Origin of the sequence: Xanthobacter tagetidis, from assembly GCF_003667445.1 — a bacterium.
Lineage (GTDB): Bacteria > Pseudomonadota > Alphaproteobacteria > Rhizobiales > Xanthobacteraceae > Xanthobacter > Xanthobacter tagetidis.
The window spans coordinates 183,132-205,423 of sequence record NZ_RCTF01000001.1 but is presented as its reverse complement, the minus strand read 5'-3'; the positions used below and the strand labels follow the sequence as shown (position 1 = coordinate 205,423).

At 69.9% G+C, this 22,292-nt stretch carries 20 protein-coding genes; 16 read left to right on the top strand and 4 right to left on the bottom strand.

Features of this window, described 5'->3' with window-relative positions:
* The first annotated feature begins 164 nt into the window (after positions 1-164).
* Positions 165-1,064: a LysR family transcriptional regulator gene (locus D9R14_RS00905; protein WP_121621410.1), complete on the top strand. Its 900-nt coding sequence runs from the start codon at positions 165-167 to the stop codon at positions 1,062-1,064.
* Here the strand turns inward: D9R14_RS00905 and D9R14_RS00900 are convergent.
* A complete protein-coding gene (locus tag D9R14_RS00900; RefSeq protein ID WP_121621409.1) occupies positions 1,061-2,920 on the bottom strand; it encodes a TRAP transporter large permease in 1,860 nt (619 codons plus the stop codon). The two genes, D9R14_RS00905 and D9R14_RS00900, sit on opposite strands and share 4 nt — an antisense overlap.
* A gap of 253 nt (positions 2,921-3,173) precedes the next feature.
* Complete coding sequence (locus D9R14_RS00895) at positions 3,174-4,193, bottom strand: TRAP transporter substrate-binding protein (protein WP_121621408.1); 1,020 nt, start codon at positions 4,191-4,193, stop codon at positions 3,174-3,176.
* A gap of 227 nt (positions 4,194-4,420) precedes the next feature.
* Here D9R14_RS00895 and D9R14_RS00890 point away from each other — a divergent pair, with 227 nt between their 5' ends.
* The 5 genes from D9R14_RS00890 to D9R14_RS00870 all read left to right on the top strand — a co-directional run bounded on the left by D9R14_RS00890 (position 4,421) and on the right by D9R14_RS00870 (position 11,205).
* Positions 4,421-5,377, top strand: a complete 957-nt coding sequence (locus D9R14_RS00890; protein WP_121621407.1) for an IclR family transcriptional regulator — start codon at positions 4,421-4,423, stop codon at positions 5,375-5,377.
* Positions 5,378-5,447: 70 nt separating this feature from the next.
* On the top strand, positions 5,448-7,079 hold the full coding sequence (locus D9R14_RS00885) for an acyl-CoA synthetase (RefSeq protein ID WP_121621406.1): 1,632 nt from the start codon (positions 5,448-5,450) through the stop codon (positions 7,077-7,079).
* Between the two features lie 158 nt (positions 7,080-7,237).
* Entirely contained in the window at positions 7,238-7,999 is a 762-nt protein-coding gene (locus D9R14_RS00880; protein WP_121621405.1) for an SDR family NAD(P)-dependent oxidoreductase, read from the top strand.
* Positions 8,000-8,093: 94 nt separating this feature from the next.
* A complete protein-coding gene (glpD, locus tag D9R14_RS00875; RefSeq protein ID WP_184759581.1) occupies positions 8,094-9,617 on the top strand; it encodes a glycerol-3-phosphate dehydrogenase in 1,524 nt (507 codons plus the stop codon).
* 37 nt (positions 9,618-9,654) lie between these two features.
* The gene (locus D9R14_RS00870; protein ID WP_121621404.1) at positions 9,655-11,205 is read left to right on the top strand and encodes a serine hydrolase domain-containing protein; all 1,551 of its coding nucleotides are present in this window, start codon (positions 9,655-9,657) and stop codon (positions 11,203-11,205) included.
* Between the two features lie 106 nt (positions 11,206-11,311).
* On the opposite strand, the gene D9R14_RS00865 is transcribed toward D9R14_RS00870, so the two are convergent.
* Positions 11,312-11,821 carry a YaiI/YqxD family protein gene (locus tag D9R14_RS00865; protein ID WP_121621403.1) on the bottom strand — a complete coding sequence of 170 codons (510 nt, stop codon included), beginning with the start codon at positions 11,819-11,821 and terminating at the stop codon, positions 11,312-11,314.
* A gap of 281 nt (positions 11,822-12,102) precedes the next feature.
* Here D9R14_RS00865 and D9R14_RS00860 point away from each other — a divergent pair, with 281 nt between their 5' ends.
* The 8 genes from D9R14_RS00860 (at position 12,103) to D9R14_RS00825 (ending at position 19,120) form a co-directional block, all read left to right on the top strand.
* Complete coding sequence (locus tag D9R14_RS00860) at positions 12,103-12,921, top strand: phosphatase PAP2 family protein (RefSeq protein ID WP_121621402.1); 819 nt, start codon at positions 12,103-12,105, stop codon at positions 12,919-12,921.
* Between the two features lie 153 nt (positions 12,922-13,074).
* Complete coding sequence (locus tag D9R14_RS00855) at positions 13,075-13,890, top strand: GntR family transcriptional regulator (protein WP_170168432.1); 816 nt, start codon at positions 13,075-13,077, stop codon at positions 13,888-13,890.
* A gap of 342 nt (positions 13,891-14,232) precedes the next feature.
* On the top strand, positions 14,233-15,261 hold the full coding sequence (locus D9R14_RS00850) for an ABC transporter substrate-binding protein (protein ID WP_121621400.1): 1,029 nt from the start codon (positions 14,233-14,235) through the stop codon (positions 15,259-15,261).
* A gap of 35 nt (positions 15,262-15,296) precedes the next feature.
* On the top strand, positions 15,297-16,076 hold the full coding sequence (locus D9R14_RS00845; RefSeq protein WP_170168431.1) for an ABC transporter ATP-binding protein: 780 nt from the start codon (positions 15,297-15,299) through the stop codon (positions 16,074-16,076).
* Positions 16,073-16,870: an ABC transporter permease gene (locus D9R14_RS00840; RefSeq protein ID WP_121621399.1), complete on the top strand. Its 798-nt coding sequence runs from the start codon at positions 16,073-16,075 to the stop codon at positions 16,868-16,870. The genes D9R14_RS00845 and D9R14_RS00840 overlap by 4 nt, the downstream gene beginning before the upstream one ends.
* A gap of 35 nt (positions 16,871-16,905) precedes the next feature.
* On the top strand, positions 16,906-17,670 hold the full coding sequence (locus D9R14_RS00835) for an ABC transporter permease (RefSeq protein ID WP_170168430.1): 765 nt from the start codon (positions 16,906-16,908) through the stop codon (positions 17,668-17,670).
* 29 nt (positions 17,671-17,699) lie between these two features.
* Positions 17,700-18,395, top strand: coding sequence for a Sua5/YciO/YrdC/YwlC family protein (locus D9R14_RS00830; RefSeq protein WP_147452921.1), 696 nt, complete (start codon positions 17,700-17,702; stop codon positions 18,393-18,395).
* A 14-nt stretch (positions 18,396-18,409) separates the two neighbouring features.
* Complete coding sequence (locus D9R14_RS00825) at positions 18,410-19,120, top strand: Sua5/YciO/YrdC/YwlC family protein (protein WP_121621396.1); 711 nt, start codon at positions 18,410-18,412, stop codon at positions 19,118-19,120.
* Between the two features lie 70 nt (positions 19,121-19,190).
* Here the strand turns inward: D9R14_RS00825 and D9R14_RS00820 are convergent, their stop codons facing one another.
* A complete protein-coding gene (locus D9R14_RS00820; protein WP_121621395.1) occupies positions 19,191-20,132 on the bottom strand; it encodes a hydroxymethylglutaryl-CoA lyase in 942 nt (313 codons plus the stop codon).
* 99 nt (positions 20,133-20,231) lie between these two features.
* On the opposite strand from D9R14_RS00820, the gene D9R14_RS00815 reads away from it, so the two are divergent.
* A complete protein-coding gene (locus tag D9R14_RS00815; protein ID WP_121621770.1) occupies positions 20,232-21,473 on the top strand; it encodes a CaiB/BaiF CoA transferase family protein in 1,242 nt (413 codons plus the stop codon).
* Between the two features lie 373 nt (positions 21,474-21,846).
* On the top strand, positions 21,847-22,179 hold the full coding sequence (locus D9R14_RS00810; protein WP_147452920.1) for a DUF2946 family protein: 333 nt from the start codon (positions 21,847-21,849) through the stop codon (positions 22,177-22,179).
* Positions 22,180-22,292: the final 113 nt, after the last annotated feature.

The window sequence follows — 22,292 nt, the reverse complement described above, 5'->3', positions numbered from 1 at the left end:
CCGCCGGAGGCGGCCGTTGGGTTGCAGGAGCGGGGTGGGTCGAAGTGACATGCGCCCACGGCGCGGGTGTCTGCGCTCTCTTTTGTCGTTCCCCGGAAAGATGCGATAGCGCCCGAATGGGGTAAGCTGTGTCGCGAAACGCGGAACGCGGCGAGGAACGCGGTATGGACATCGAAGAACTCCGGACGTTCGTCGAGGTGGCGGATGCGGGCGGCGTATCCGCCGCGGCGCTTCGGCTCGGCGTCGCGAAGTCGGTCGTCAGCCGGCGGCTGTTTCGGCTGGAGGCGGACCTCGGCGTCCAGCTTCTAGCGCGGACCACGCGGGGCGCTGCCCTCACCGAAGCCGGGTCGACGTTCCGCGACTATGCCGCCAGGGTCTGCGCCGAGATCGAGGTGGCGCGCGAGACGATCCTGCCCGCCGGCGACCTGCGCGGGCGGCTGCGCGTGGCGGTGCCGCTGTCGTTCGGCCCCAACCACTTTGCGCCCATCCTGGCGGAGATGGCCCGCCGCCACCCGCAGCTCCAGGTCCACGCCTGCTACGGCGATCGCTTCGTCGATCTCGTTACGGAGGGATATGACTGCGCCATACGGGTCGGCTACCTGCCGGACTCGAACCTGGTGGCACGGCGCGTCGGGCCGATCTTCGGCAAGTTCGTCGCAAGCCCGGACTACGTCGCGGCGCGCGGCGCGCCCGAGACCCCTCCGGATCTGGCCGGGCACGAGGCCCTGATGCAGGGCACCGAAAGCTGGCAGCTCATGGATGGCGACAGCATCGTCACGGTCCGCCCGCAGGGGCGCTTCAAGGCCGACAACGGCACGGCGCTCGCCGCCGCGGCGGCCGCGGGGCTGGGCATCGCCTGCCTGCCCGATTGCCTGACCGACCATTACATCGCATCCGGCGCGCTCGTGCCGGTCCTGGCGCGCCATCCCCCGCCGCCGGCGGGTGCCTATGTGGTGCGCCCGCCGGGCCAGCATCCGGCCCGCAAGATCCGCGTGCTCACCGACCTGCTGATCGAGTATTGCGATCAGGCTCCGGCTCCGGCGCGCGCGTTCGGCGCGGGCTAGAGCATGCCGATGGAGATCCACGGCACGGCGGCGATCACCAGCAGGCCGGCGAACAGCGCCACCAGATAGGGCCAGATGGCGCTCAGCGCCTCGTCGGGCGAGACCTGGCCGATCTTGCAGGCGAGGTAGAAGCCGATGCCGATGGGCGGCGTCATCAGGCCGATGTTCATGGCCGTGACGATCACCATGGAATAGTGGATGTCGTTGATCCCGAGCTTGCGGGCGATGGGATACATCAGCGGCGCCATCAGCACGATGGCGGGCAGGCCCTCCAGGATGCAGCCGAGCACCAGGAAGACGAGGATGCTCACCGCGAGGAAGCCCCACGCCCCGCCGGGCAAGGCGCCCATGAAGGCGGCGAGGTCGTTGGCGATGCCGGCCTGGGTGATGGCCCACGCCATGGCCACCGCGCAGGCCAGGATGACGAGGATCGCCCCGGTGAGCGCCGCCGTCTCCACCAGCATGCCGTAGAAGGTGCGCAGCGAGATGCCGCCATAGAGCACCATGCCGACGATCAGCGCATAGACCACCGCGAAGGTGGACACCTCGGTGGCGGTGGCCGCGCCGCTCGACACCGCGCCGCGGATGAAGAACGGCAAGAGCAGCGCCGGCGCCGCCACCAGCATGGTCTTGAGGATGAGCTTGCCGGGCGCGCGCGTCACGCCCGCCATGTCCTCGTGGCGCGCCTTGAAGCGGGCGAGCACGGCGAGCGCCAACAGCAGCACCATGGCCACCACGAAGCCGGAGGTGAACAGAGCGGCGATGGAAACGCCCGCCACCGAGCCCAGCACGATCAGCACGATGGAGGGCGGCACCGTGTCCGCCATGGCGGCGCCGGTGGCGAGCAGCGCGATCATCTCCTTCGGCTTGTGGCCGCGCCGCTTCATCTCCGGGAACAGCGCCGGCGCCACCGTCGCCATGTCGGAGACCTTGGAGCCGGAGATGCCCGAGACGACGAACAGCGAGCCCAGCAGCACGTAGGACATGCCGGCCTTCACATGGCCGAGCAGCGAGGCGAGGAAGTCGACGATGGCCTTGCCCATGCCGGTGTGGTCGAGCACGCAGCCGAGCAGCACGAACACCGGCACCGAGAGCAGCACCAGCGAGCTCATGCCCTCGTCCATGCGGCCGATCATCACCAGCAGCGGCACGTGGGTGGAGAAGGCGAGATAGCAGATGGTGCCGATGCCGAAGCAGAAGGCGATGGGCACGCCCGCCACCAGGCACGCCGCTACGAAGCCAACGAGGAACAGGAGGATGGTGACGTTGCCGGCCTTGATGAGCGCCGGCGCGGCGAGCCACATGGCGCCGAGCGCCGCGGCGACGATGGCGAGCGAGATCAGGATGTCGGCGAGCTTGGAGCGCCGGACCGCATGGGCCACGGCGAGCGCCGCCATGCCGCAGATGCCCACCGGCAGCGCCGCCGCGCGGAACGATCCGGCGATGCCGAGCGCCGGCAGGGTGATGAAGGATTCTTCCGAGGCATAGTCGTAGGCCGGATAGGCGAGGGCGAGCAGGAAGGCCGCCACCAGCAGCAGCGCCAGCGTGTCCACGAAGCGCTGCAGGCGCTCGGGCATGGCGCGCACGAACAAAGTCAGGCGCAGGTGCTCGTTGCGGTCGATCGCCACCAGCGAGCCCAGCATGGCGAGCCAGATGAAAGCGATGGAGGCGACCTCGTCGCCCCAGATGATGGGCAGATGCAGCAGATAGCGCGAGAGCGCGTTGGCGAGCAGCTGGAGCACCACCACCATCAGCAAGGCGGCGGCGAGCGCCTCCACCGGCCGCATGAAGCGCGAGCCCGCGCGGGGGGCGTCGCTGTCGGCGACCAGCGGCAGGATTTCGTCGGCTGCGGCCATGGCGGAGGTCCTGACTTCGGAAAGGCGTGGTCCCCGCCGTGGGGGATGTTGTGGCAGGCTATCCCCTCTCCCGCTTGCGGGGGAGGGCATCACTCCCGTCTCGCAGCACCCCCACCCCCCCTCGCCCCTCCCCACAAGGGGGAGGGGAGGCCGCGGAAGCCCCGCGGCGGTGCAGCGAGAACCCCTCCCCCTTGTGGGGAGGGGCAGGGGAGGGGGTGTCCGCGCGGAAGTGGATCGCCTTCGTCAGACAGGCTCAGGAGAGCGGGCCGGTATACTTCTCCAGCGTCGCCCACGCCTCGTCGCCGTACTTGCCCTTCCACTCGGCGTAGAAGCCGGCCTTGCGCAGCTGGTCGCGGAAGCTGTCCACCTTCGGCTCGTTGAAGGCGAGGCCCTTCTCCGCCAGTTCCTTGCGCAGGGTGGCGTTCAGCTCCACCACGTCGGCGCGCTCCTTCACGCCGGCGGCGTTCACGTTCTTCACGACGATGGCGCGCAGGTCCTCCGGCAGGCGCTCGAACGCGCGCCGGTTGGCGAGGAACCAGAAGCCGTCCCACATGTGGTTGGTGAGCGAGCAGTACTTCTGCACCTCGTAGAGCTTCGCCGTGGAGATGATGGCGAGCGGGTTCTCCTGGGCGTCCACGGCGCCGGTCTGAAGCGCGGTGTAGACCTCGGAGAAGTTGAGCGAGGCCGGGGCGCTGTCGAACGCCTTGAACATGGAGGTCCACAGCGGCGAGACGGGCACGCGGATCTTCAGGCCCTTGAGGTCGGCGGCGGTCTGGATCGGCTTGGTGGAGGTGGTGATCTGGCGGAAGCCGTTGTCCCAGATCTTGTCCAGGGCGACGATGCCGGACTTGGCGATCTGCCCGCGCACATAGGCGCCGAGCTCGCCGTCCATGGCCTTCCACACGGCGGCATAGTCGGGGAAGGCGAAGCCGATGCCGCTGATGGAGGCGTTCGGCACCAGGGTGGACAGGATCAGCGGCGAGAGGGTGAAGAACTCGATGCCGCCGGAGCGCAGCTGGCTGAGCATGTCGGTGTCGCCGCCCAGCTGGCTGGAGGGAAATACCTTGATCTCGACCCGCCCGTTCGTCTCCTTCTTGATGGCTTCCACCATCTCGTTGGCGCGCACGTTCATGGGGTGCGTGACGGGCAGGTTGTTGGCGTACTTGTAGCTGAATTCGGCAGCCTGGGCGCGGGCGACGTGCGGCGCGGCAATGCCGCCCACCAGCGCGCTCGCGGCGCTCGCCTTCAAAAGGGTGCGACGGGTCAGCGACATCCTTGGCTCTCCTCCTGACAGGGTCCATCCGGACCGCATTATCATTTACAGGTCCATGATATGGACCTGACTTTATGCCCCAATGCTCGCCCGCTTGTGGCAATTAGGCAAGGGGGGTATGGTCTCGCGCCGAACGGTTTGGCCGATCGGCGGCAAGAAATCAAGAACAAGGTCCACATGCTGGATCACCACATGATGGGTCACGGGGAGCAGGCGTGGATACGGGCATGCGAACGGGCCGGGCGAAGGGCCGGGCCGGCCAGAGCAAAGCCGCAAAGGGCGCAGCCGTAAAGCCCTCGGTTGCGAAGCCTGCGATTGCAGCGTCTGCCGCCCCGCGCGCCGCCGACGAGCCGGCGGCGGGCGGCACCCAGGCCATCGAGCGCGCCATCGCCGTGCTGCTCCTGGTGGGCCGCGCGGGGCCGGACGGCGGGCGCCTGTCCGACATCGTCGAGCGCTCCGGCCTGCCCAAGCCCACCGTGCGCCGGGTGCTGCTGGCGCTGGTGCGCGCCGGCCTGGTGGACCAGGACGAGGCGAGCCGGCGCTACCATATCGGCCCCGAGGCCTATGTGCTCGGCACCCTGGCCTCGGCGCGATTCGGCATCCATACGCTCTCGCTCGGCGCGCTGGCGCGCATTGCCCGCGAGAGCGGCGACTGCGCCTTCCTCACCGTGCCGCGCGACATCTTCGGCGTGTGCCTGCACCGCGAGGAGGGCACTTTTCCCATCCGCACCCACGTGCTCCAGGCCGGCGACCGGCATCCGCTCGGCGTCGGCGCGGGCAGCCTCGCCATTCTCGCCGCGCTGCCCGATCCGGAGGTGGAGCGCATCCTCGCCGCCAACGGGGACGCGCTCGCCGCGCACTATCCCGGCTACGCACCCGAGCGCCTCAGGCAGGGGGTGAGCGCGGCGCGCCGGCTCGGATACGCGCTCAATCCCGGTCTCTACGTCTCCGGCTCCTGGGGCATCGGCGTCGTCGTGCGCGATGCGGAGGGGCGCCCGGCCGGCGCGCTCTCCATCGCCGCCATCGACACGCGGCTCACGCCCGAGCGGCAGCCGGAGCTCGCCGCGCTGCTGCTGCGCGAGGCGCACGCGCTTGAGGTCGCACTCGGCGCGGCGGCGAAGAGCCGGGGGCCCGCGCGGCCCGCCGGGTCCGCCCGCGTGCCGGCCAAGGAGGGGGCGGCATGAACGCGCCTTACGAAATCCCATCCGCCCGCGCGCCTGCGCCGGGCACTCTTTCATCCCTGGAGGCCATGAGATGACAGCCACCGGCACCCCGCGGGGCGGCCTTGCCCGCGTCAGCGACCGGGTGATGAACCTCGCTCATTTCCTGCGCCAGGCGGGCCGCCGCTTCCCGGGCGAGATCGGCTTCGTGCACGGCGCCCAGCACGTGAGCTGGGCCGAGATGGACGCGCGGGTGGACGCCATGGCGGCGGCGCTCGCCGCCAAGGGCGTCGTCAAGGGCGACCGCATCCTGGTGCAGTCGAAGAACTGCCTCGAAATGTTCGAGAGCATGTTCGTCGCCTTCCGCCTCGGCGCCGTGTGGGTGCCCACCAACTTCCGCCAGACGCCCTCCGAGGTCGCCTATCTCGCCTCCGCCTCCGGCGCGCGGGCGATGATCTGCCATGCCGACTTCCCCGAGCACGTCGCGGCGGCGCGCGCCGAGGCGGGCGCCATCGACATCGTCGTCGCCATCGGCGCGGCGGACTTCGGGCCGGACTACAACGCCGTGCTCGCGCCTTATCTCGGCACGGCCTTCCGCGACGCGGACGTGGAGCGGGACGATCCGTGCTGGTTCTTCTTCACCTCCGGCACCACCGGGCGCCCCAAGGCGGCCGTGCTCACCCACGGCCAGATGGCGTTCGTGGTCACCAACCATCTGTGCGACCTGATGCCCGGCACCACCCACGAGGACGCCTCCCTGGTGGTGGCGCCATTGTCCCACGGGGCGGGCGTGCACCAATTGGTGCAGGTGGCGCGGGCGGCGAAGACCATCCTGCTGCCGTCCGAGCGCTTCGACGGCACCGAGGCCTGGCGCCTGGTGGAGGAATGGCGCGTCACCAACCTCTTCACCGTGCCCACCATCACCAAGCTGATGGTGGAGCACCCGGCGGTGGACCAGTTCGACCATTCGTCCCTGCGCTACGTGATCTATGCCGGCGCGCCCATGTACCGGGAGGACCAGAAGTTCGCGCTGAGGAAGCTCGGCAAGGTTCTGGTGCAGTATTTCGGCCTCGGCGAGGTCACGGGCAACATCACCGTTCTGCCCTGCGCGCTGCATGAGGCGGAGGACGGCCCGCATGTGAAGCTCGGCACCTGCGGCTATGAGCGCACCGGCATGCAGGTCGAGATCCAGGACGACCAGGGCGCCGCGGTGGCGCCGTTCGCCACCGGCGAGATCTGCGTCACCGGCCCGGCCGTGTTCGCCGGCTATTACGATAACCCGGAGGCCAATGCGAAGGCGTTCCGCAACGGCTGGTTCCGCACCGGCGACCTCGGCCACATGGACGCGGAGGGCTTCGTCTACATCACCGGCCGCGCCTCCGACATGTACATATCGGGCGGCTCCAACGTCTATCCGCGCGAGGTGGAGGAGCAGGTGCTCACCCATCCGGCGGTGGCGGAGGTGGCGATCCTCGGCGTGCCGGACCCCATGTGGGGCGAGGTGGGCGTCGCCGTGTGCGTGCGGCGCGCGGGCGCGGCGCTCACGGACGAGGAGCTGATCGCGTTCCTCGACGGCAAGGTCGCCCGCTACAAGCTGCCCCGCAAGGTGTTCTTCTGGGACGCGCTGCCCAAGTCCGCCTACGGCAAGATCACCAAGAAGATGATCCGCGAGGAGATCGAGGCCCGCGGCCTGCTGGAGCCGCCCGCTCCCGCGCGGACCGGCTGAGGAGCCAAGGCCAAGGCCCTCTCCCGTGTGCGGGGGACGGACGCGAACGGCGGGGCCGGCGCGGAGTTCGCGGCGCGGGGGTTCCGGGAACCGGGGCGCGCGAACGACGGAACCGGCGCCCGCGAATGACGACGCAGGCAGCAAAAAGGAGAAGCATCGTGTCTCAGGCAGGAAGCGTGATCGTGACGGGCGGGGCCTCGGGCATCGGGCTCGCGGTGGTGGAGGCGCTGCTCGTGGAAGGCTGGCGCGTGGTGGCCGCCGACGTGGTCCAGGCCAGCATCGACAGCGCCCGCACCGCGCTCGCCGCCCATGGGGATCAGGTGCGCTTCGCCCGCGTCGACGTCACCGACGAGGCCCAGGTGGCGAACGTGGTGAAGGATGCGGAGGCCGATTTCGGCCCGCTCATGGGCGTGGTGAATTCGGCCGGCATCGCCGCCGACATCCCGGCGCTGGAGACCTCGCCGGAGCTGTTCCGCAAGATCCTCGACGTGAACGTGGTGGGCTCCTTCCTGGTGGCGCGCGAGGCGGCGAAGGCCATGGCCCCGCGCAAGGACGGCTCCATCGTCAACATCGCCTCGGTGTCCGGCATGCGCGGCAATCTCGGCCGCACCGCCTACGGTTCGTCGAAGGGGGCGGTGATCCAGCTCACCCAGATCCTTGCGGTGGAGTTCGCCCCGCTCGGCGTCCGCGTGAACTCCGTCTCGCCCGGCCCCATCGAGACGCCCATGGTGAAGGCGCTCCACACCGCCGAGGCGCGCGAGGGCTGGATGAAGACCGTGCCCATGCGCCGCTACGCCGCCCCCGCCGAAGTGGCGGGCGCCATCTGCTTCCTGCTCGACGGTGCGAAGTCCTCCTTCGTCACCGGGCAGAACATCGCCGTCGACGGCGGGTTCGCCGCCGGGGGTCTGATCGGGCTCTAGACCGGGCGAGGTCGGCAGGGGATCCAGCCGCTCACTCGACGTTCCGTTAGGTTCGGGGCATTCTGCGCTCGCGGGCCAGACGGAGAGAATCGTTTTGGATCAACAAGATACCTCCGCTATCCCGATCCATGACCTTGCTGTGATCGGGGGCGGGATCAATGGCGGCGGCATTGCCCGCGATGCCGCCGGCCGTGGCCTGAAGGTCGTTCTGTTCGAGAAGGACGATCTCGCGTCCGGCACTTCCTCCGCCTCCACCAAGCTGATCCATGGCGGGCTGAGGTATCTGGAGCACGGCGAGCTGCGCCTGGTGCGGGAGGCGCTGGCCGAGCGCGAGGTGCTGCGGACCATCGCCCCGCATTTGGTGCGGCCGCTGCGCTTCGTGCTGCCGCACCGCGACGGCATGCGGCCCTTCTGGAAGCTGCGCCTCGGCCTCATGGCCTATGATTTCCTGGCCGGCCGCGGCGCGCTGCCGCGCAGCGCGTCCGTCAAGCTCGCCGGCAACCCGCTCGGCGCGCCGCTCAAGCCGAACTACGTGCGCGGCCTGGAATATTCCGACTGCTTCGCCGACGATGCCCGCCTCGTCGCACTGACCGTGCGCGACGCGGCGGACCGGGGCGCCAACGTCTTCACCCGCACCGAGGTGGTGGCGGCGCGCCGCGAGGGCGCGCTCTGGCGGCTCACGGTGGCGCGCGGCGGACAGCGCGGGCAGGTGCTCGCCCGCGCTCTGGTGGACGCCGCCGGCCCGTGGGCGGGCGATGTGCTCGATGCGCTGAAGCTGCATCCCGCTCCGCCCCTGCGCCTCGTCCAGGGCAGCCACATCGTGGTGCCGAGGCTCTATCCGCAAGAGCGCGCCTACGTGTTCCAGATTGCCGACGGGCGTATCGTCTTCGCCATCCCCTATGAGGCCGACTTCACGCTCATCGGCACCACCGACCGCGATGTTTCCCGCCCTGCGGAGAACGCGCAGGCGAGCCCCGAGGAGATCGCCTATCTGTGTGCCGCCGCGAGCGCATACTTCGCCGCTCCCGTCACGCCGTCCGACGTGGTGTGGGCGTTCGCCGGCGTGCGTGCGCTTGCCGGCGACGCCGCCGGAGCGGCGCAGGACGCCTCGCGCGACTACGCGCTCGCCCTCGACGCCCCGCGCGAGGCGGCACCGCTTCTCACAATTCTGGGCGGCAAGCTCACCACGCACCGCCGCCTCGCCGAAGCCGCGCTCGACAAGCTGGCGCCCCATCTGCCCCTCATGGCGGGGTCCTGGACCGGCAAGGCGGCGCTGCCCGGCGGCGACTTTCCCTTCGCCGAATTCGACACGGTGCTGCGGCTCCTGCGCACCCGTTTCGCCTTCCTCGACAAGCGCATCGCGCGGCGCATGTTCCTCGCCTACGGCACCATGGCCTTCCGCATCCTCGGCGACGCGCGATCCGAGGCCGAACTCGGCCCCTGGTTCGGCCCGGACCTCTGCCGGCGCGAGGTGGACCACCTGATGGACCGGGAATGGGCCATGAGCGCCGACGACATTCTGTGGCGGCGCACCAAGCTCGGCCTGCACATCGCGCCGGCGGACGCGGTCGCGCTCGCCGACTATATGGAGACCCGCGACGCCGGCGTGGCAGTCTGAGGCAAGGGGCGCGGCATCGCGCGGGGAGGGACGGGGCATGCGGGTTCCAGCCGGAGTTTCCACGTCACGGGTTCTTATCGCCGCCGGCCTCGCAGCCGCGCTCGTCTGTGCCGCCGGGCCGGCGCGCGCCGATGCCGCCATGGCCGACCGCGCGGCAGCGCTGGGGCCGCAGATCGCGGCCTATGCCGCCGCCGGCATGAAGGGCTTCGACGTGCCGGGCGCAGTGATCGCCGTGGTGGTGGACGGCAAGGTCGCCTACAGCACGGCGCTCGGCGTGCGCGCCAGGAGCGACACGCGGCCGGTGGACGCGAAGACGGTGTTCCAGATCGGCTCCACCACCAAGGCCTTCCTCGCCACCACCATGGCCATCGCCGTGGACCGCAAGGCGCTGAAGTGGGACGATGCCATCGTCGACCGCCACCCGCGGTTCGCACTCAAGGACCCGTGGGTGACGCGGGAGATGCGGCTGTTCGACATCATCGCGCAGCGCTCGGGCCTCACCCCCTACGCGCACGATTTCATGACCATGCTGGGCTACGGGCCTCAGGCGCTCGTCGCCTCGCTGCGCCATGCCGCGCCCATCACCTCGTTCCGCTCCAGCTTCGCCTACACCAACATCACCCACCTCGTGGCGGGCGACATCGTCGCTGCCGCGCTCGATGGGGCGGACTGGAACGCGGTGGCGCAGAAGGAGATCGTCGGCCCGCTCGGCATGGCCTCCACCAGCTTCACCGCCGAGGCGATCGCCGCCGCGCCCAACCATGCGGTGGGCCACCGCTACGATCCGAAGGGCGCGGTGGAGGTGCCGTTCGACCCGGTCTTCCCCTATGCCCTCGGCGGGGCGGGCGACATCAATTCCAGCCTCGACGACATGACGCGCTGGCTCGCTCTGCAGATGGCCGGCGGCCTCCACGAGGGCAAGCGCCTGGTCTCGGAGGAGAACCTCAAGGTCACGCGCATGGCGCGGGTCGCCATGAGCGACGTCTCCACCTACGACATGGGCTGGGTGACGACGCAGACCGCGAACGGTCGCATCGTCTGGCACAATGGCGGCACGGTGGGCTTCGGCGCCCATCTCGGCTTCGCGCCCGAGCACGGTTTCGGCGTGGTGGTGCTCTCCAATGCGGAGAACAACGGCTTTCCCGACGCGCTGGCCTTCTGGATCTACGGCAAGCTCCTGGGCGACGCCGATCTCGACCCGATGAAGGGCGCGCTGGAGAAGGCGAAGGCGCAGGCGGACGCCGCGCAGGCCCGCTTCAAGCGCCCGGCGGCGCCGCGTGCCGCCGGCGACCTCGCCCCGCTCGCCGGCGCCTATGTCGGCCCGGTGCTCGGCGCGGCGAAGCTGAGCGCGGAGGCCGGCGCGCTGGTCCTGACGCTGGAGGCGACCGGCGCGCAGCTGCGGCTCGATCCGTTCGACGGCCTGGTCTTCACCGCCAGCCTGCTGCCCACCGGCCGCTTCGCCAATGTGGTGAAGCTGAACGGCGACACGCCGCTGGGCTTCGCCCAGTTCGAGGCCGGCGGCGACGGCAAGCTCGGCGCGCTGGTGCTCGCGATCGAGGACCAGACCGTGCGGCTGGAGAAGGAATAGGGCGGATCGGCCGCCAGCAGCCGCCGCCATGGCCGGGCTTGTCCCGGCCATCCACGCTTCGCAGCGGGGGCACAGAGAGGGGAAGGGAGCGCCTCGCCCGGTTCGTTCAGGGCGCGGGAGCGGGCAGCAGGCCGGCGCGCTTCAGGCGCACGATGGCGAGGTCCAGCGCCGACAGGAAGGCCGAGCGCTCGCGCGGCGAGAACGGCTTCGGCCCGCCCGTGACGGCGCCCTGGGAGCGCAGGTCCTCGAACAGGTTGCGGGTGGCGAGCGCCATGCCGATGGAATCCGGCGTGAACGGCCGGCCCGAGGGGGCGATCACGTCGGCCCCCGCCTTCACGCAGCGCGCCGCCAGCGGGATGTCGGCGGTGACCACCACATCGCCCCGCCGGGCGCGCGCGGCGATGAAGTCGTCCGCCGCATCCGGCCCGGCCGGCACCACCGCGCGGTGCACCAGCGGATCGCGCGGCACGGCGATGGGCGCGTTCGCCACCACGATCACCGGCACCAGATGGCGCAGCGCCACCTTGTAGGCCTCCTGCTTCACCGGGCAGGCATCGGCATCGATGAACAGGCGGATGCCCTCCGGGGCCGGGGGCGCGGGATCGGTGCTCTCCATGGGCCAGTCTTGGCAGGGGCCGCGGCGGGCAGCAAGGGGGCAGAGACCGGCCGTTCCCCGGCCCAGCGACGGCGAAAGCCGGAGCGCCGAGCCGGGGTCCAGGGGAGGCTCCCGCGCAGCGGGCAATACCCTGCGCCACCCGCCTGCGGCGGGATGAGCCGCCTGCGGCGCAGTGCTTGCGCTGGGCCCCGGCTCTCCTTCCACTGCGCTTCGCTCCGTTGCAGTCGGCCGGGGCGGCTACGCCATTGACGGTGCGGCATAAACCCGCCAACCATGGCACCATGCCTTCCGACGACACCGGGCTCTCCCGCCTGAGCGCCATTCCCCTCGCCGGACCCGTTCTGGCCCGCGCCTATGGCTGGCTGGCGGCGAGCCCCATCGGGCGGGCGCTCGCGCCGGTTGGCCGGATGGAGCGGGTGACGCTCGCCGTGGTCGCCTTCGCCGCCTTGGCGCTCTATGCCTTCGCCGTGCTGGCGGGCGAGGTGCTGGAGGGCGACACCGGGCGCCTCGACCGCACCATTCTCCTGGCGCTGCGCAATCCCGGCGATCTCGCCGACCCGATCGGCCCGACCTGGTTCGAGGAGGTGATGCGCGACCTGACCGCGCTCGGCGGCACCACGGTTCTGGCGCTGGTCACGGTGGGCGTGATCGCCTATCTGCTGCTGGTGCGCCGGCGCGCCACGGCGCTGCTGGTGGCGGCCTCGGTGCTCGGCGCCACGGTGCTGGCGAGCCTGCTCAAATGGGGCTTCGACCGGCCGCGGCCCGACCTCGTGCCGCACGGTGTCGCGGTCTACAGCCAGAGCTTCCCCTCCAGCCACGCCATGCTCTCGGCGGCGATCTACCTGACCCTCGGCGCGCTGCTCGCCCGCAGCCAGGAGCGGGTGCGGGTGAAGGCCTTCCTGATCGGCGTCGCCGTGCTCGTCACCGTGCTGGTGGGGACGAGCCGGATCTATCTCGGCGTCCACTGGCCCACCGACGTGCTCGGCGGCTGGGCGGTGGGGGCGGCCTGGGCGTCGGCCTCGTGGCTGGTGATGCTCTGGCTCCAGCGCCGCGGCGAGGTGGAGGCCGAGGCGCCCGCGCCGCCGCCGGCGGCGGACTGACCCTCGGCCTTGCGAACTTCGCCGGACAGGTTGGGGCATCTGGCGAACAAATCCAAAATTGACCGGACAAGTATCGATTTGTCCCCGCGACCGCGCTAGACTGCCGGACCAAACGCCAGACAAGCGGGACCAAGGATGAGGACACGCCGGGACTTGACCGGGACCGCGCAGGCGGTCCCGCCCGAACAGCCGCCCGCCGCGTCCTCCGCACGGGCCGCGCGCGGCGAGGACGATCCGGCGCGCTACCGCCAGATCGCCAAGCAGCTGGAAACGGCCATTTCGGTGGGGCGCTATCCGGTGGGGACGCTGCTGCCCACCGAGGCGGCGCTGTGCGCGAGCTTCGGGGCCAGCCGCTACACCATCCGCGAGGCGCTGCGCTCACTGGTGGAACTGGGGATGGTGGAACGCCGCCAGGGGGCCGGCTCGCGGGTGGTCGCGGCCTCGCCCCGCACCTCCTATTCCCACACCATGAGGACCCTGGCGGAATTCTTCCAATATGCCCGGGACACCCACCTGGAGATCATGGATTCAGGGATTTACGCCCTGGACGACGAAGAGGCGCTGGTGCTGAAGGCGCCGGTCGGCAGCCGCTGGATGCGGCTTCAGGGCGTGCGCTGGACGCCGGAGCGGACCGAGACCATCAGCTACACCACGGTCTATATCCACGTGCGCTTCGTGCCGCTTCTGGCCGATGTCAGCGATGCGGACGGCCCGATCTACGCGCTGGTCGAGGCGCGCTCGGGCGAGACTATCGCCGAGGCGATCCAGGAGATCACCGCCTGCGCGCTGCCCGCCGCCATCGCCAAGCCGCTGAACGTGCGGCCCGGCGCGCCGGCCATGCGGTTCGTGCGGCGCTATCTTGATGCAAGCGGAGGTATCATGTTGACCTCGCTCAACTGGCATCCGGCGGATCGCTTCTCCTACGTCATGTCGATCCGCCGCGGGGACTGGCCGGGTCAGGATTCGTGACCGTTGCGATGGTCGGTTGACACTCGAAATTCCTGGTCTATGTTGTCCGGACAAATAAGAACAAAAATCCGGGAGAACGACCATGACGCAGGTGACCTGCCGCAAGGCTGAAGCCCTCTCGATCGTGCTGCGGTGCGGAAACACCGCCGGCGGCGCCGAGCGGCGAGCGGCCCTGGTGGCACGCGGTATTTGACCGGACATCTTCTCGCAACCCCCGGATGAGTCTCGTCCGGAGGCGAAAATGGGAGGTCGTCCGGCAGGACCGCGGTTCGGCGGTCCCGGACGGATCTCCCCCAATAACGCCCCCGCCGGCGACGGGTCCGGGGCAAGAGGGAGGACCAGATGGCTATCCAATTGAACAGGCGCGCACTTCTCGCCGGAGCAGCCGGCCTCGCGGCGAGCGCGGGCCTCGGCGGCGGCGCCTTCGCGCAGGGCGCCAAGGTGAAGATCGCCACTTTGCCGAGCATCATCCTGTTCCCCACCTGGGTGGCCCGGGACCTCGGCATCTTCAAGGACTTCGGCGTCGACGTGGAGTTCGTGATCGCGCGCGGCGGCTCCGAGATCACCCAGCTCCTGCTCACCGGCGCCGCGGACGTCGCCAATGCCGGCGTCGAGCACATGCTGAAGCTGCGCGAGACAGGGCTCGACGTGAAGGTGATCGCGGTGCAGGAGCAGCGCTACATCACCGAGCTGATCGTCAACATCAAGCACAAGGACAAGGTTAAGTCCGTCAAGGACTTGAAGGGCATGACCATCGGCGTCTCGGGCATGGGCTCGGGCAGCCACGTGTCCTCGCGCTACGTCCTGCGCTCGGCCGGCCTCGACCCGGATACCGACGTCTCCTTCGTCGCGGTGGGCAGCCCGGCGACCCAGGTGAAGGCCTTCACCGAAGGCCAGATCGACGTCCTGATGGCGTTCGATCCCGCCCAGTCGATCCTGAAGTACGAGAAGAAGATCGCCTATCCGGTCTGGAGCGGTCCCGCCGGCGATCCGCCCGCGATCTTCCAGGACTTCGCCATGGAATGCCTGGCGGCGAAGTCGGCCTGGATCGACAAGAATCTCGAGACCGCCAAGAACATCAACCGCGCCAACACCAAAGCGATCGACGTCATCCTTCAGGGCGACCCGCGGGTGCTGGACGTCTACCAGGCCATGTTCCCCGGCGTCGCGAAGGACGTGCTGCGGCGCAGCCTCAACGAGCACCTCGCCTCGTTCTCGCCGGTGATGGGCGCCCAGAGCCTCGCCAACGTGGTCGAATACGGCAAGTTCGCTGGCGTCACCACGAAGAACTTCACCATGGCCGAGGTGGTCCCGCCCGGCTTCGAGGACCTGTGGCGCACCTGGAAGGCGCCGCCGGCCAAGGGCTACTGAGCGCTGCGCCGTCCGAACCAAGAGGGTCCGATTACATGTCACGGCCGCTGATTTCCGCCACCCGGATCACCATCCGCCACGGCAATGGCTTCGTCGCTTTGGAGGATTTCTCCCTCCATGTCGCGGAAGGCGAGTTCGTCGGCATCGTCGGACCCTCGGGGTGCGGGAAGACCACCTTCCTCGACGCCGTCGCCGGGCTGATCCCGGTGGCGTCGGGGGAACTGCTCTTCAACGGTCATGCCGTCACCGGCGTGGTGCCTGGCGAGGTGGGCTACCTGTTCCAGAAGGACAGCCTGCTGCCGTGGCGCACCGCCTACGGCAACGTCTGCGCCGCCCTGGAACTCAAGGGCGTGCCCAAGGCCGAGTGGCCGGCGCGGGCGAACGAGGTGCTCCACAAGGTGGGCCTCGGCCGCTTCACCGACCGCTATCCGAGCCAGCTCTCCGGCGGCATGCGCCGCCGCGTGCAGCTCGCCGTGCTGCTCGCCTTCGACCCGCCCGTGATCCTCATGGACGAGCCGTTCGGCGCGCTCGACGCGCAGACGCGCACCATCATCGAGGACGACTTCCTCCGCCTGTGGGGCGAGAATCGCAAGACCGTGCTGTTCGTCACCCACGACCTCGAGGAGGCGATCTGCATGTGCGACCGGGTGGTGATCCTCACCGCCCATCCGGGCACGGTGAAGGAGGTGCTCGACGTGCCGCTGCCGCGCCCGCGCACCGTGGACGAGGCGAAGTTCGCGGACGGCTTCCAGCCGACGCTGCGCACCCTCTCCACCTCGCTGCGCGCCGAAGTCGGCCGGACGCTCGCGCTATGACCACGCTCGCCGCCCAAAGCACCCGGCGCACCGCGCGCTACATCCAGCTCGCCGCCGTGGCGGCCTTCCTGGTCGCCTGGGAGACCGGCACCGGCAACGGCTGGATGAACGCCTTCATCGAGAGCCCGACCTTCTGGTTCTCGACCCCCTCCGCGATCGGCACCCTGTTCTGGAAGCTGACGCTCAACGGCCAGCTTCTGAACCATGTCTGGCTCACGGTGAGCGCCACGCTCATCGGGCTCGCCATCGGCGCCGCCATCGGCACCGCGCTCGGCATCCTCATGAGCCTGTCGGACTGGCTGGAGAAGCTGTTCGATCCCATCTGGTCGGCGATGAACGCGCTGCCGAAGATCGCGCTCGCCCCGGCGTTCGCGGCGGCGCTCGGCATCGGCATCGCCTCGAAGGCGGCGCTGGCCGTGACCATCGTCGTGTTCGTGTTCCTGTTCAACACCGTGGCCGGCCTCAAGGGCATCGACCCGGTGGTGCGCTCGAACCTGCGCCTCATGGGCGCCTCGCGCTGGCAGATGCTGAAGATGCTGATGCTGCCGCAGCTCGCCCGCTGGCACTACGGCGCGCTGCGCATCTCGCTGGGCCTCGCGCTCACCGCCGTGGTGGTGGGCGAGTTCGTGGCCGCGCGCGGCGGCGTCGGCTTCATCATCCAGTACGGCTTCGGCACCTTCAACGTGGCCTGGTGCTACGTGGGCATCATCGTCCTCGGCGTGCTCGCCCTTGTGCTCGACGGCCTGCTGCGCTGGGGTCAGAGCCGGCTCTCGCCGTGGGAGACCACGCGATGAGCGTCATGTCCGTGTCATCCGAGCGGAAGGCTCCCATGGCGAAGATGCGCTTCGGTCTCGGCCTCTCGGCCTCCCGCCTGCTGCTGATCGCGGCGGTGCTCGCGCTGTGGCAGCTCGCGGTGTCCGCGGGCTGGATGGAGCCGGCCACCATGTCCTCGCCGGTGCTGGTGGGACGGCGGCTCTACGAGATGTTCGCGAGCGGCATGATCTGGCCGCACCTCTTCGACACGCTCGGGGCGGCGGTGATCGCCCTGGCGCTCTCCGCCCTCGTCGGCCTCGCGCTCGGCATGGCGCTGTATCGCTGGCCGCTGCTGGAGGCGACGCTCAACCCGCTGCTCGTCGCCATCAACGGCATCCCGCGCGTGGCGTTCGGCCCGCTGATCGTGCTGTTCCTCGGCGTCGGCATCACCGCCAAGGTGGCGCTCGCCGTCTCCATCGCGCTGTTCGTGTTCACCACCAACGTGCTGGAGGGCATGCGGCAGATCGATCCCATGCTGCGGCGGCATTTCCTGCTCATGGGCGCCGGCCGCTGGCAGACTTTCCGAATGGTGACGGGGCCGAGCCTGGTGACCTGGATGTGGGCCGCCGTCGACCTTGCCATCGGCCTGTGCCTGATCGGCGTCATCATCTGCGAGTTCATCAGCTCGACGTCCGGCCTCGGCCACCTGATCTCGGCGGCCTCCATGGGCTTCGACACCACCGGCGTGGTGGCGCTGCTGGTCATCATCGTCACCGCCACGGTGATCTTCCGCATCGCGCTTATCGCATTGCGCTCCTGGCTCGCGCCCTGGAGCAAGTGACCTTTCACCGAAATTCCAAGGAGACGAAGATGGTCGTGCTTGACCCGAGGAAAGACGCCGAGGCGGTGTTCGACGTGCTCGACAAGGGGGGCGTCGCGATCGTTCCCCTCGATGTGGCCTATGCCGTGTTTGGCGGTTGCGGCGACGCGATCAAGAACATCTTCACCGCCAAGGGTCGCAGCTTCTCCAAGCCCAACGGCATGATGGCGGACTACGAGATCTTCTCCGAGCTGCACATCGTCGGCGAGCGCGAGCGCACGCTGGTGCGCGCCGTGACCGAGGACTACGGCCTGCCGCTCTCCGTGGTGGCGCCGTTCCGCGCCGATCATCCGATCTTCGCCTCGGTGGACGAGTTCACCATGGAGCGCTCCACCAAGATCGGCACGCTCGATCTGCTGCTGAATGCCGGCCCGCTCCACAAGGCGATCACCGAGCTGTCGCGCCAGCGCATGCGCCCGGTGCTCGGCTCGTCCGCGAACCGCTCGCTGACCGGCTCGAAGTATCGCCTCCAGGACGTCGACCGTGAAGTGCGCGACATCGCCGCCATCGAGGTGGATTACGGCCTGTCGCGCTATGCGAATCCGGAAGGCATCTCCTCCACCATCATCGATCTGAAGAGCTTCCAGGTGCACCGCTACGGCGTGTGCTTCGAGCAGATCGCCGACATCCTCAACCGCCATTTCCAGATCGAGCTGCCGGCCCGCCCGGCGCCGGTCGCGGCCTGAGCGGAGGCGCGGACATGTCGGGCGCTCCTCTCTTCGACATCGCGGGCGATGCCGCCCGCGCCTTCGAGGTGCTGCGGAAGGGTGGCATCGCCGTGGTGCCAAACACCATCGGCTATTCCATCCTCGGCGGCTCCAAGGCGGCGCTCGACACCATCTTCCGCACCAAGAAGCGTGCGCCGCAGAAGCTCAACGCCATGGTGGCGAGCCTTGAGGCGCACCGCGCCGTGCATCAGACGAGCACGCGCGGGGCGGAGATCGTCGCCGCCATCACCGGCGACTACGACCTGCCGCTCGGCTGCATCGCGCCGTTCCGGGCCGACCATCCCATGATGGCCGGCCTCGACACCCAGGTGATGGGTGCGAGCACCAAGGAAGGCACGCTCGTGATGCTGCTGAACGCCGGCCCGTTCCACGCGGCGCTGACGCAGCTGTCGTTCGACGCGCAATTCCCGCTGTTCGGCTCCTCGGCGAACCTCACGCTCGGCGGCACCAAGTTCAAGGTGGAGGACATCGAGAGCGAGATCCTCGCCATCGCCGACCTGGTGATCGACCACGGGCTCCAGCGCTTCCATCCCTACGGCTCGTCCTCCACGCTGCTGAACGTGGAGACTCTGGAGATCGTGCGCTTCGGCTCCTGCTATGAGGACATCGCCTATGTCCTGAAGCGCCATTTCGGCATCAGCCTGCCGGCGCGGCCGGGCGCGCTGGAGCGGCGCGCGTCGTGAGATGAGCGCCGCTCCGCACAAGCGCTGCCGGCCGAGGACCCGGCCGGCGCGCGCGCCCTCAGGCCCGATTTCAGGCGACCGCCACGCAGCCGCCGAGCGCCGCTTCCTTCGGGAACAGGCCGGCCTTGGCGACGCCGCCGGCCATCGGCTTGCCGAGCGCGTCGGAGAGCCACTTGGCGGTCTCAACTGCCTCCTCCAGGTCGACGCCGGTGGAGATGCCCATGCGGTGGAGCATCCAGGCCACGTCCTCGGTGGCGACGTTGCCGGTGGCGCCGGGTGCGAACGGGCAGCCGCCGGTGCCGCCGAGGCTCGCGTCGATGGTGCGGGCTCCCGCCTCCACCGCCGCCGCCACGTTGGCGAGGCCGGTGTTGCGCGTGTTGTGGAAGTGGCAGCGCAGACGCATGCCGGGCGCAAGCGCCCTAGCCTGGCGCACGAGGGAACCCACCTGCGAGGGCACCCCGCAGCCGATGGTGTCGGCGAAGGCGATCTCCAGCGGCGCGAGCGGCAGCACCTCCTCCAGGATGGCGAGCACCCGGCCTTCCGGCACCTCGCCCTCGAACGGGCAGCCGAAGCTCGCGGCGATGGTGACCGAGATGGGCGTGCCGACCTCCCGCGCCGCGGCCGCGACCTCGCGGATGATGGCGATGCTGTCGGCGGTGGCCATGCCCTGGTTGCGCCGGCTGAGGCTCTCGGAGGCCACCACCACCATGTTCACCTCGTCGCATCCGGCCGCCACCGCGCGGTCGAAGCCGCGCCGGTTCATGGCGAGGCCGATGGCGGTGAGGCCCGGATATGTCCGGACATCCTGCATCAAGGCCTCGGCGTCGGCCATCTGCGGCACGCGCTGCGGGTTGACGAAGCTCGTCACCTCCATGCGCCTGAGGCCCGCCGCCAGCGCCTGCCTCACCAGTTCCGCCTTGACCGCGGTGGAGACGTGAACCTGTTCGTTTTGCAGGCCGTCGCGGGGGGCGACCTCGACGATTTCGACGGTGGGGGAAGTCTCGGTTGTCATGGGCGTCCTGCTCCCTTTGTCGGGCCGGCGCAGCCTTGCCAGCCCGTTTCCCTTCTGTTTGTATCCCAACAATCTTGTCCGGACAAATAGGTGATCGCCATGAGTGCGCCGCGCACGAAAGATAGCTTCGGGCCCCTGGCCGATATCCGTGTCATCGAGATGGGCCAGCTCCTCGCCGGCCCGTTCTGCGGACAATTGCTGGCCGATTTCGGCGCCGAGGTCATCAAGATCGAACAGCCGGGCGTCGGCGACCCCATGCGCGAATGGGGCCGCGAGAAGCAGCACGGCAAGTCGCTCTGGTGGCCGGTGATCGCCCGCAACAAGAAGTCGGTGGAGATCAACGCCCGCGTGCCCGAGGGCCAGGAGCTGATCCGCAAGCTGGTGGCGGATGCCGACATCCTGCTGGAGAACTTCCGCCCCGGCACCATGGAGAAGTGGGGCCTCGGCTATGAGGACCTGCGCAAGATCAACCCGCGCCTCGTGATGATCCGCGTCTCCGGCTACGGCCAGACCGGCCCCTACGCGGAGAAGGCGGGCTACGGCGCCATCGGCGAGGCCATGGGCGGCCTGCGCTACGTGGTGGGCGACCCCTCGACGCCGCCGAGCCGCATGGGCATCTCCATCGGCGACACGCTCGCCGCCGTGTTCGCCTGCCTCGGCGGCCTCATGGCGCTTCACGCGGTGCAGCGCACCGGGCGCGGCCAGGTGGTGGACAGCGCCATCTACGAGGCGGTGCTGGCGATGATGGAATCGCTCGTCACCGAATACGACCAGGCGGGCTATGTGCGCGAGCGCACCGGCGCGATCCTGCCGAACGTCGCGCCGTCCAACGTCTACCCGACCAAGAGCGGGCATTACGTGCTGATCGCCGCCAACCAGGACACGGTGTTCAAGCGCCTCGCCGCGGCCATGGGCCGGCCCGAGCTGGCGCAGGACCCGCGCTACGCCACCCATTCGGCGCGCGGCAAGGTGCAGCCGGAGCTGGACGCCATGATCGCCGACTGGTCGCGCACCATGGGGGCGGACGAGCTGGGCGCGCTGCTGGATTCCCACGGCGTGCCGCGCGGCGACATCTACCGCGCGCCGGAGATGCTGGAGGACGCGCACTTCAAGGCGCGCGAGGCGATCGTGAAGATCGCCCACCCCATGTTCGGCAGCCTGCGGATGCAGAACACCTTCCCGCGCCTGTCCGAGACGCCCGGCAAGGTCGCCGCCTGCGGGCCCGATCTCGGCCAGCACAATGGCGAGGTGTTCGGCACCCTGCTCGGTCTCGACGAGCGGGCGCGGGCCGACCTTGCCGCCAAGGGCGTGATCGGCGCCGGGACAAAGGCTGCCGCCTGACGGCTTCGGGATGGGCCTGCGCCGCATGGGGCCGCCAGCGGTCCACAGGCGCAGGCTCGACGGGCGGGGCCGGGCTGCGGGGAAGGCCGTCCGGCTCCGTCCGCTCCATGCTGGCCGGCACGAGGCGGTGCGCCTTCGCCGGTCCGCCGACCGGCCTGTCGCGCCGGACGGATCTGCGCACCCGCGGCCGTGAGAGTCACGACAGACTTTGGGAGACCCCCGGCTCCGGCAGCGCTCTCGCACCGTGTCCGCACCTTTCCGCCGCACATATGCCGTATTTTCACGCGGCTGCCGACGTGCTAACCGGAAGTCGGGTGGTAGCGAAATGTTGAAACCTGCGGGGCGGATCGGGAGAATGGGCTGGGTGGCCGCTTTGGCCGCCGCCTATGCGCTCGTCTTCCAGCTCGTCTTCGCAAGCGCCCTCGTCGCCGGCATGCCGCGCGATGCGTCGGGCGCGCTGATCTGCACCGGCGTATCTACGCTTGCGACGGATGCGGACCGGGATGGCAAGGCCGACGAGACGGCGGTCCGCTGCGCCGCCTGTCTGGCGCGCGCGGATATCGCCGACCTGCCGCCGCCCATCCCTGTTCCCGCGCTCGTGCGCTCGGTCGCCGTCGCCGCCTCCGTTGCGCCGGCGCACCCGATCACCCCGCGCGCCCCGGCGCGGCTGCCGTCCCAGCCGCGCGCTCCGCCTTTCCTGGGCTGACAGGACGGCACGGGACGGCGCATCGCGCTGTCCGCGTTCCGACCCGACCGCAACGCGCCTTATGCCGCCGCGCCTTGAAGCCGGGGGCACGACGCCCGTCTCTGAATCCGACC

Bases quoted from the DNA above. Each gene is read 5' to 3' on its own strand.
- D9R14_RS00905 (WP_121621410.1), top strand. From the start codon at position 165: ATGGACATCGAAGAACTCCGGACGTTCGTCGAGGTGGCGGATGCGGGC.
- D9R14_RS00900 (WP_121621409.1), bottom strand. From the start codon at position 2,920: ATGGCCGCAGCCGACGAAATCCTGCCGCTGGTCGCCGACAGCGACGCC.
- D9R14_RS00895 (WP_121621408.1), bottom strand. From the start codon at position 4,193: ATGTCGCTGACCCGTCGCACCCTTTTGAAGGCGAGCGCCGCGAGCGCG.
- D9R14_RS00890 (WP_121621407.1), top strand. From the start codon at position 4,421: ATGCGAACGGGCCGGGCGAAGGGCCGGGCCGGCCAGAGCAAAGCCGCA.
- D9R14_RS00885 (WP_121621406.1), top strand. From the start codon at position 5,448: ATGACAGCCACCGGCACCCCGCGGGGCGGCCTTGCCCGCGTCAGCGAC.
- D9R14_RS00870 (WP_121621404.1), top strand. From the start codon at position 9,655: ATGCGGGTTCCAGCCGGAGTTTCCACGTCACGGGTTCTTATCGCCGCC.
- D9R14_RS00865 (WP_121621403.1), bottom strand. From the start codon at position 11,821: ATGGAGAGCACCGATCCCGCGCCCCCGGCCCCGGAGGGCATCCGCCTG.
- D9R14_RS00860 (WP_121621402.1), top strand. From the start codon at position 12,103: ATGCCTTCCGACGACACCGGGCTCTCCCGCCTGAGCGCCATTCCCCTC.
- D9R14_RS00850 (WP_121621400.1), top strand. From the start codon at position 14,233: ATGGCTATCCAATTGAACAGGCGCGCACTTCTCGCCGGAGCAGCCGGC.
- D9R14_RS00845 (WP_170168431.1), top strand. From the start codon at position 15,297: ATGTCACGGCCGCTGATTTCCGCCACCCGGATCACCATCCGCCACGGC.
- D9R14_RS00840 (WP_121621399.1), top strand. From the start codon at position 16,073: ATGACCACGCTCGCCGCCCAAAGCACCCGGCGCACCGCGCGCTACATC.
- D9R14_RS00835 (WP_170168430.1), top strand. From the start codon at position 16,906: ATGGCGAAGATGCGCTTCGGTCTCGGCCTCTCGGCCTCCCGCCTGCTG.
- D9R14_RS00830 (WP_147452921.1), top strand. From the start codon at position 17,700: ATGGTCGTGCTTGACCCGAGGAAAGACGCCGAGGCGGTGTTCGACGTG.
- D9R14_RS00825 (WP_121621396.1), top strand. From the start codon at position 18,410: ATGTCGGGCGCTCCTCTCTTCGACATCGCGGGCGATGCCGCCCGCGCC.
- D9R14_RS00820 (WP_121621395.1), bottom strand. From the start codon at position 20,132: ATGACAACCGAGACTTCCCCCACCGTCGAAATCGTCGAGGTCGCCCCC.
- D9R14_RS00815 (WP_121621770.1), top strand. From the start codon at position 20,232: ATGAGTGCGCCGCGCACGAAAGATAGCTTCGGGCCCCTGGCCGATATC.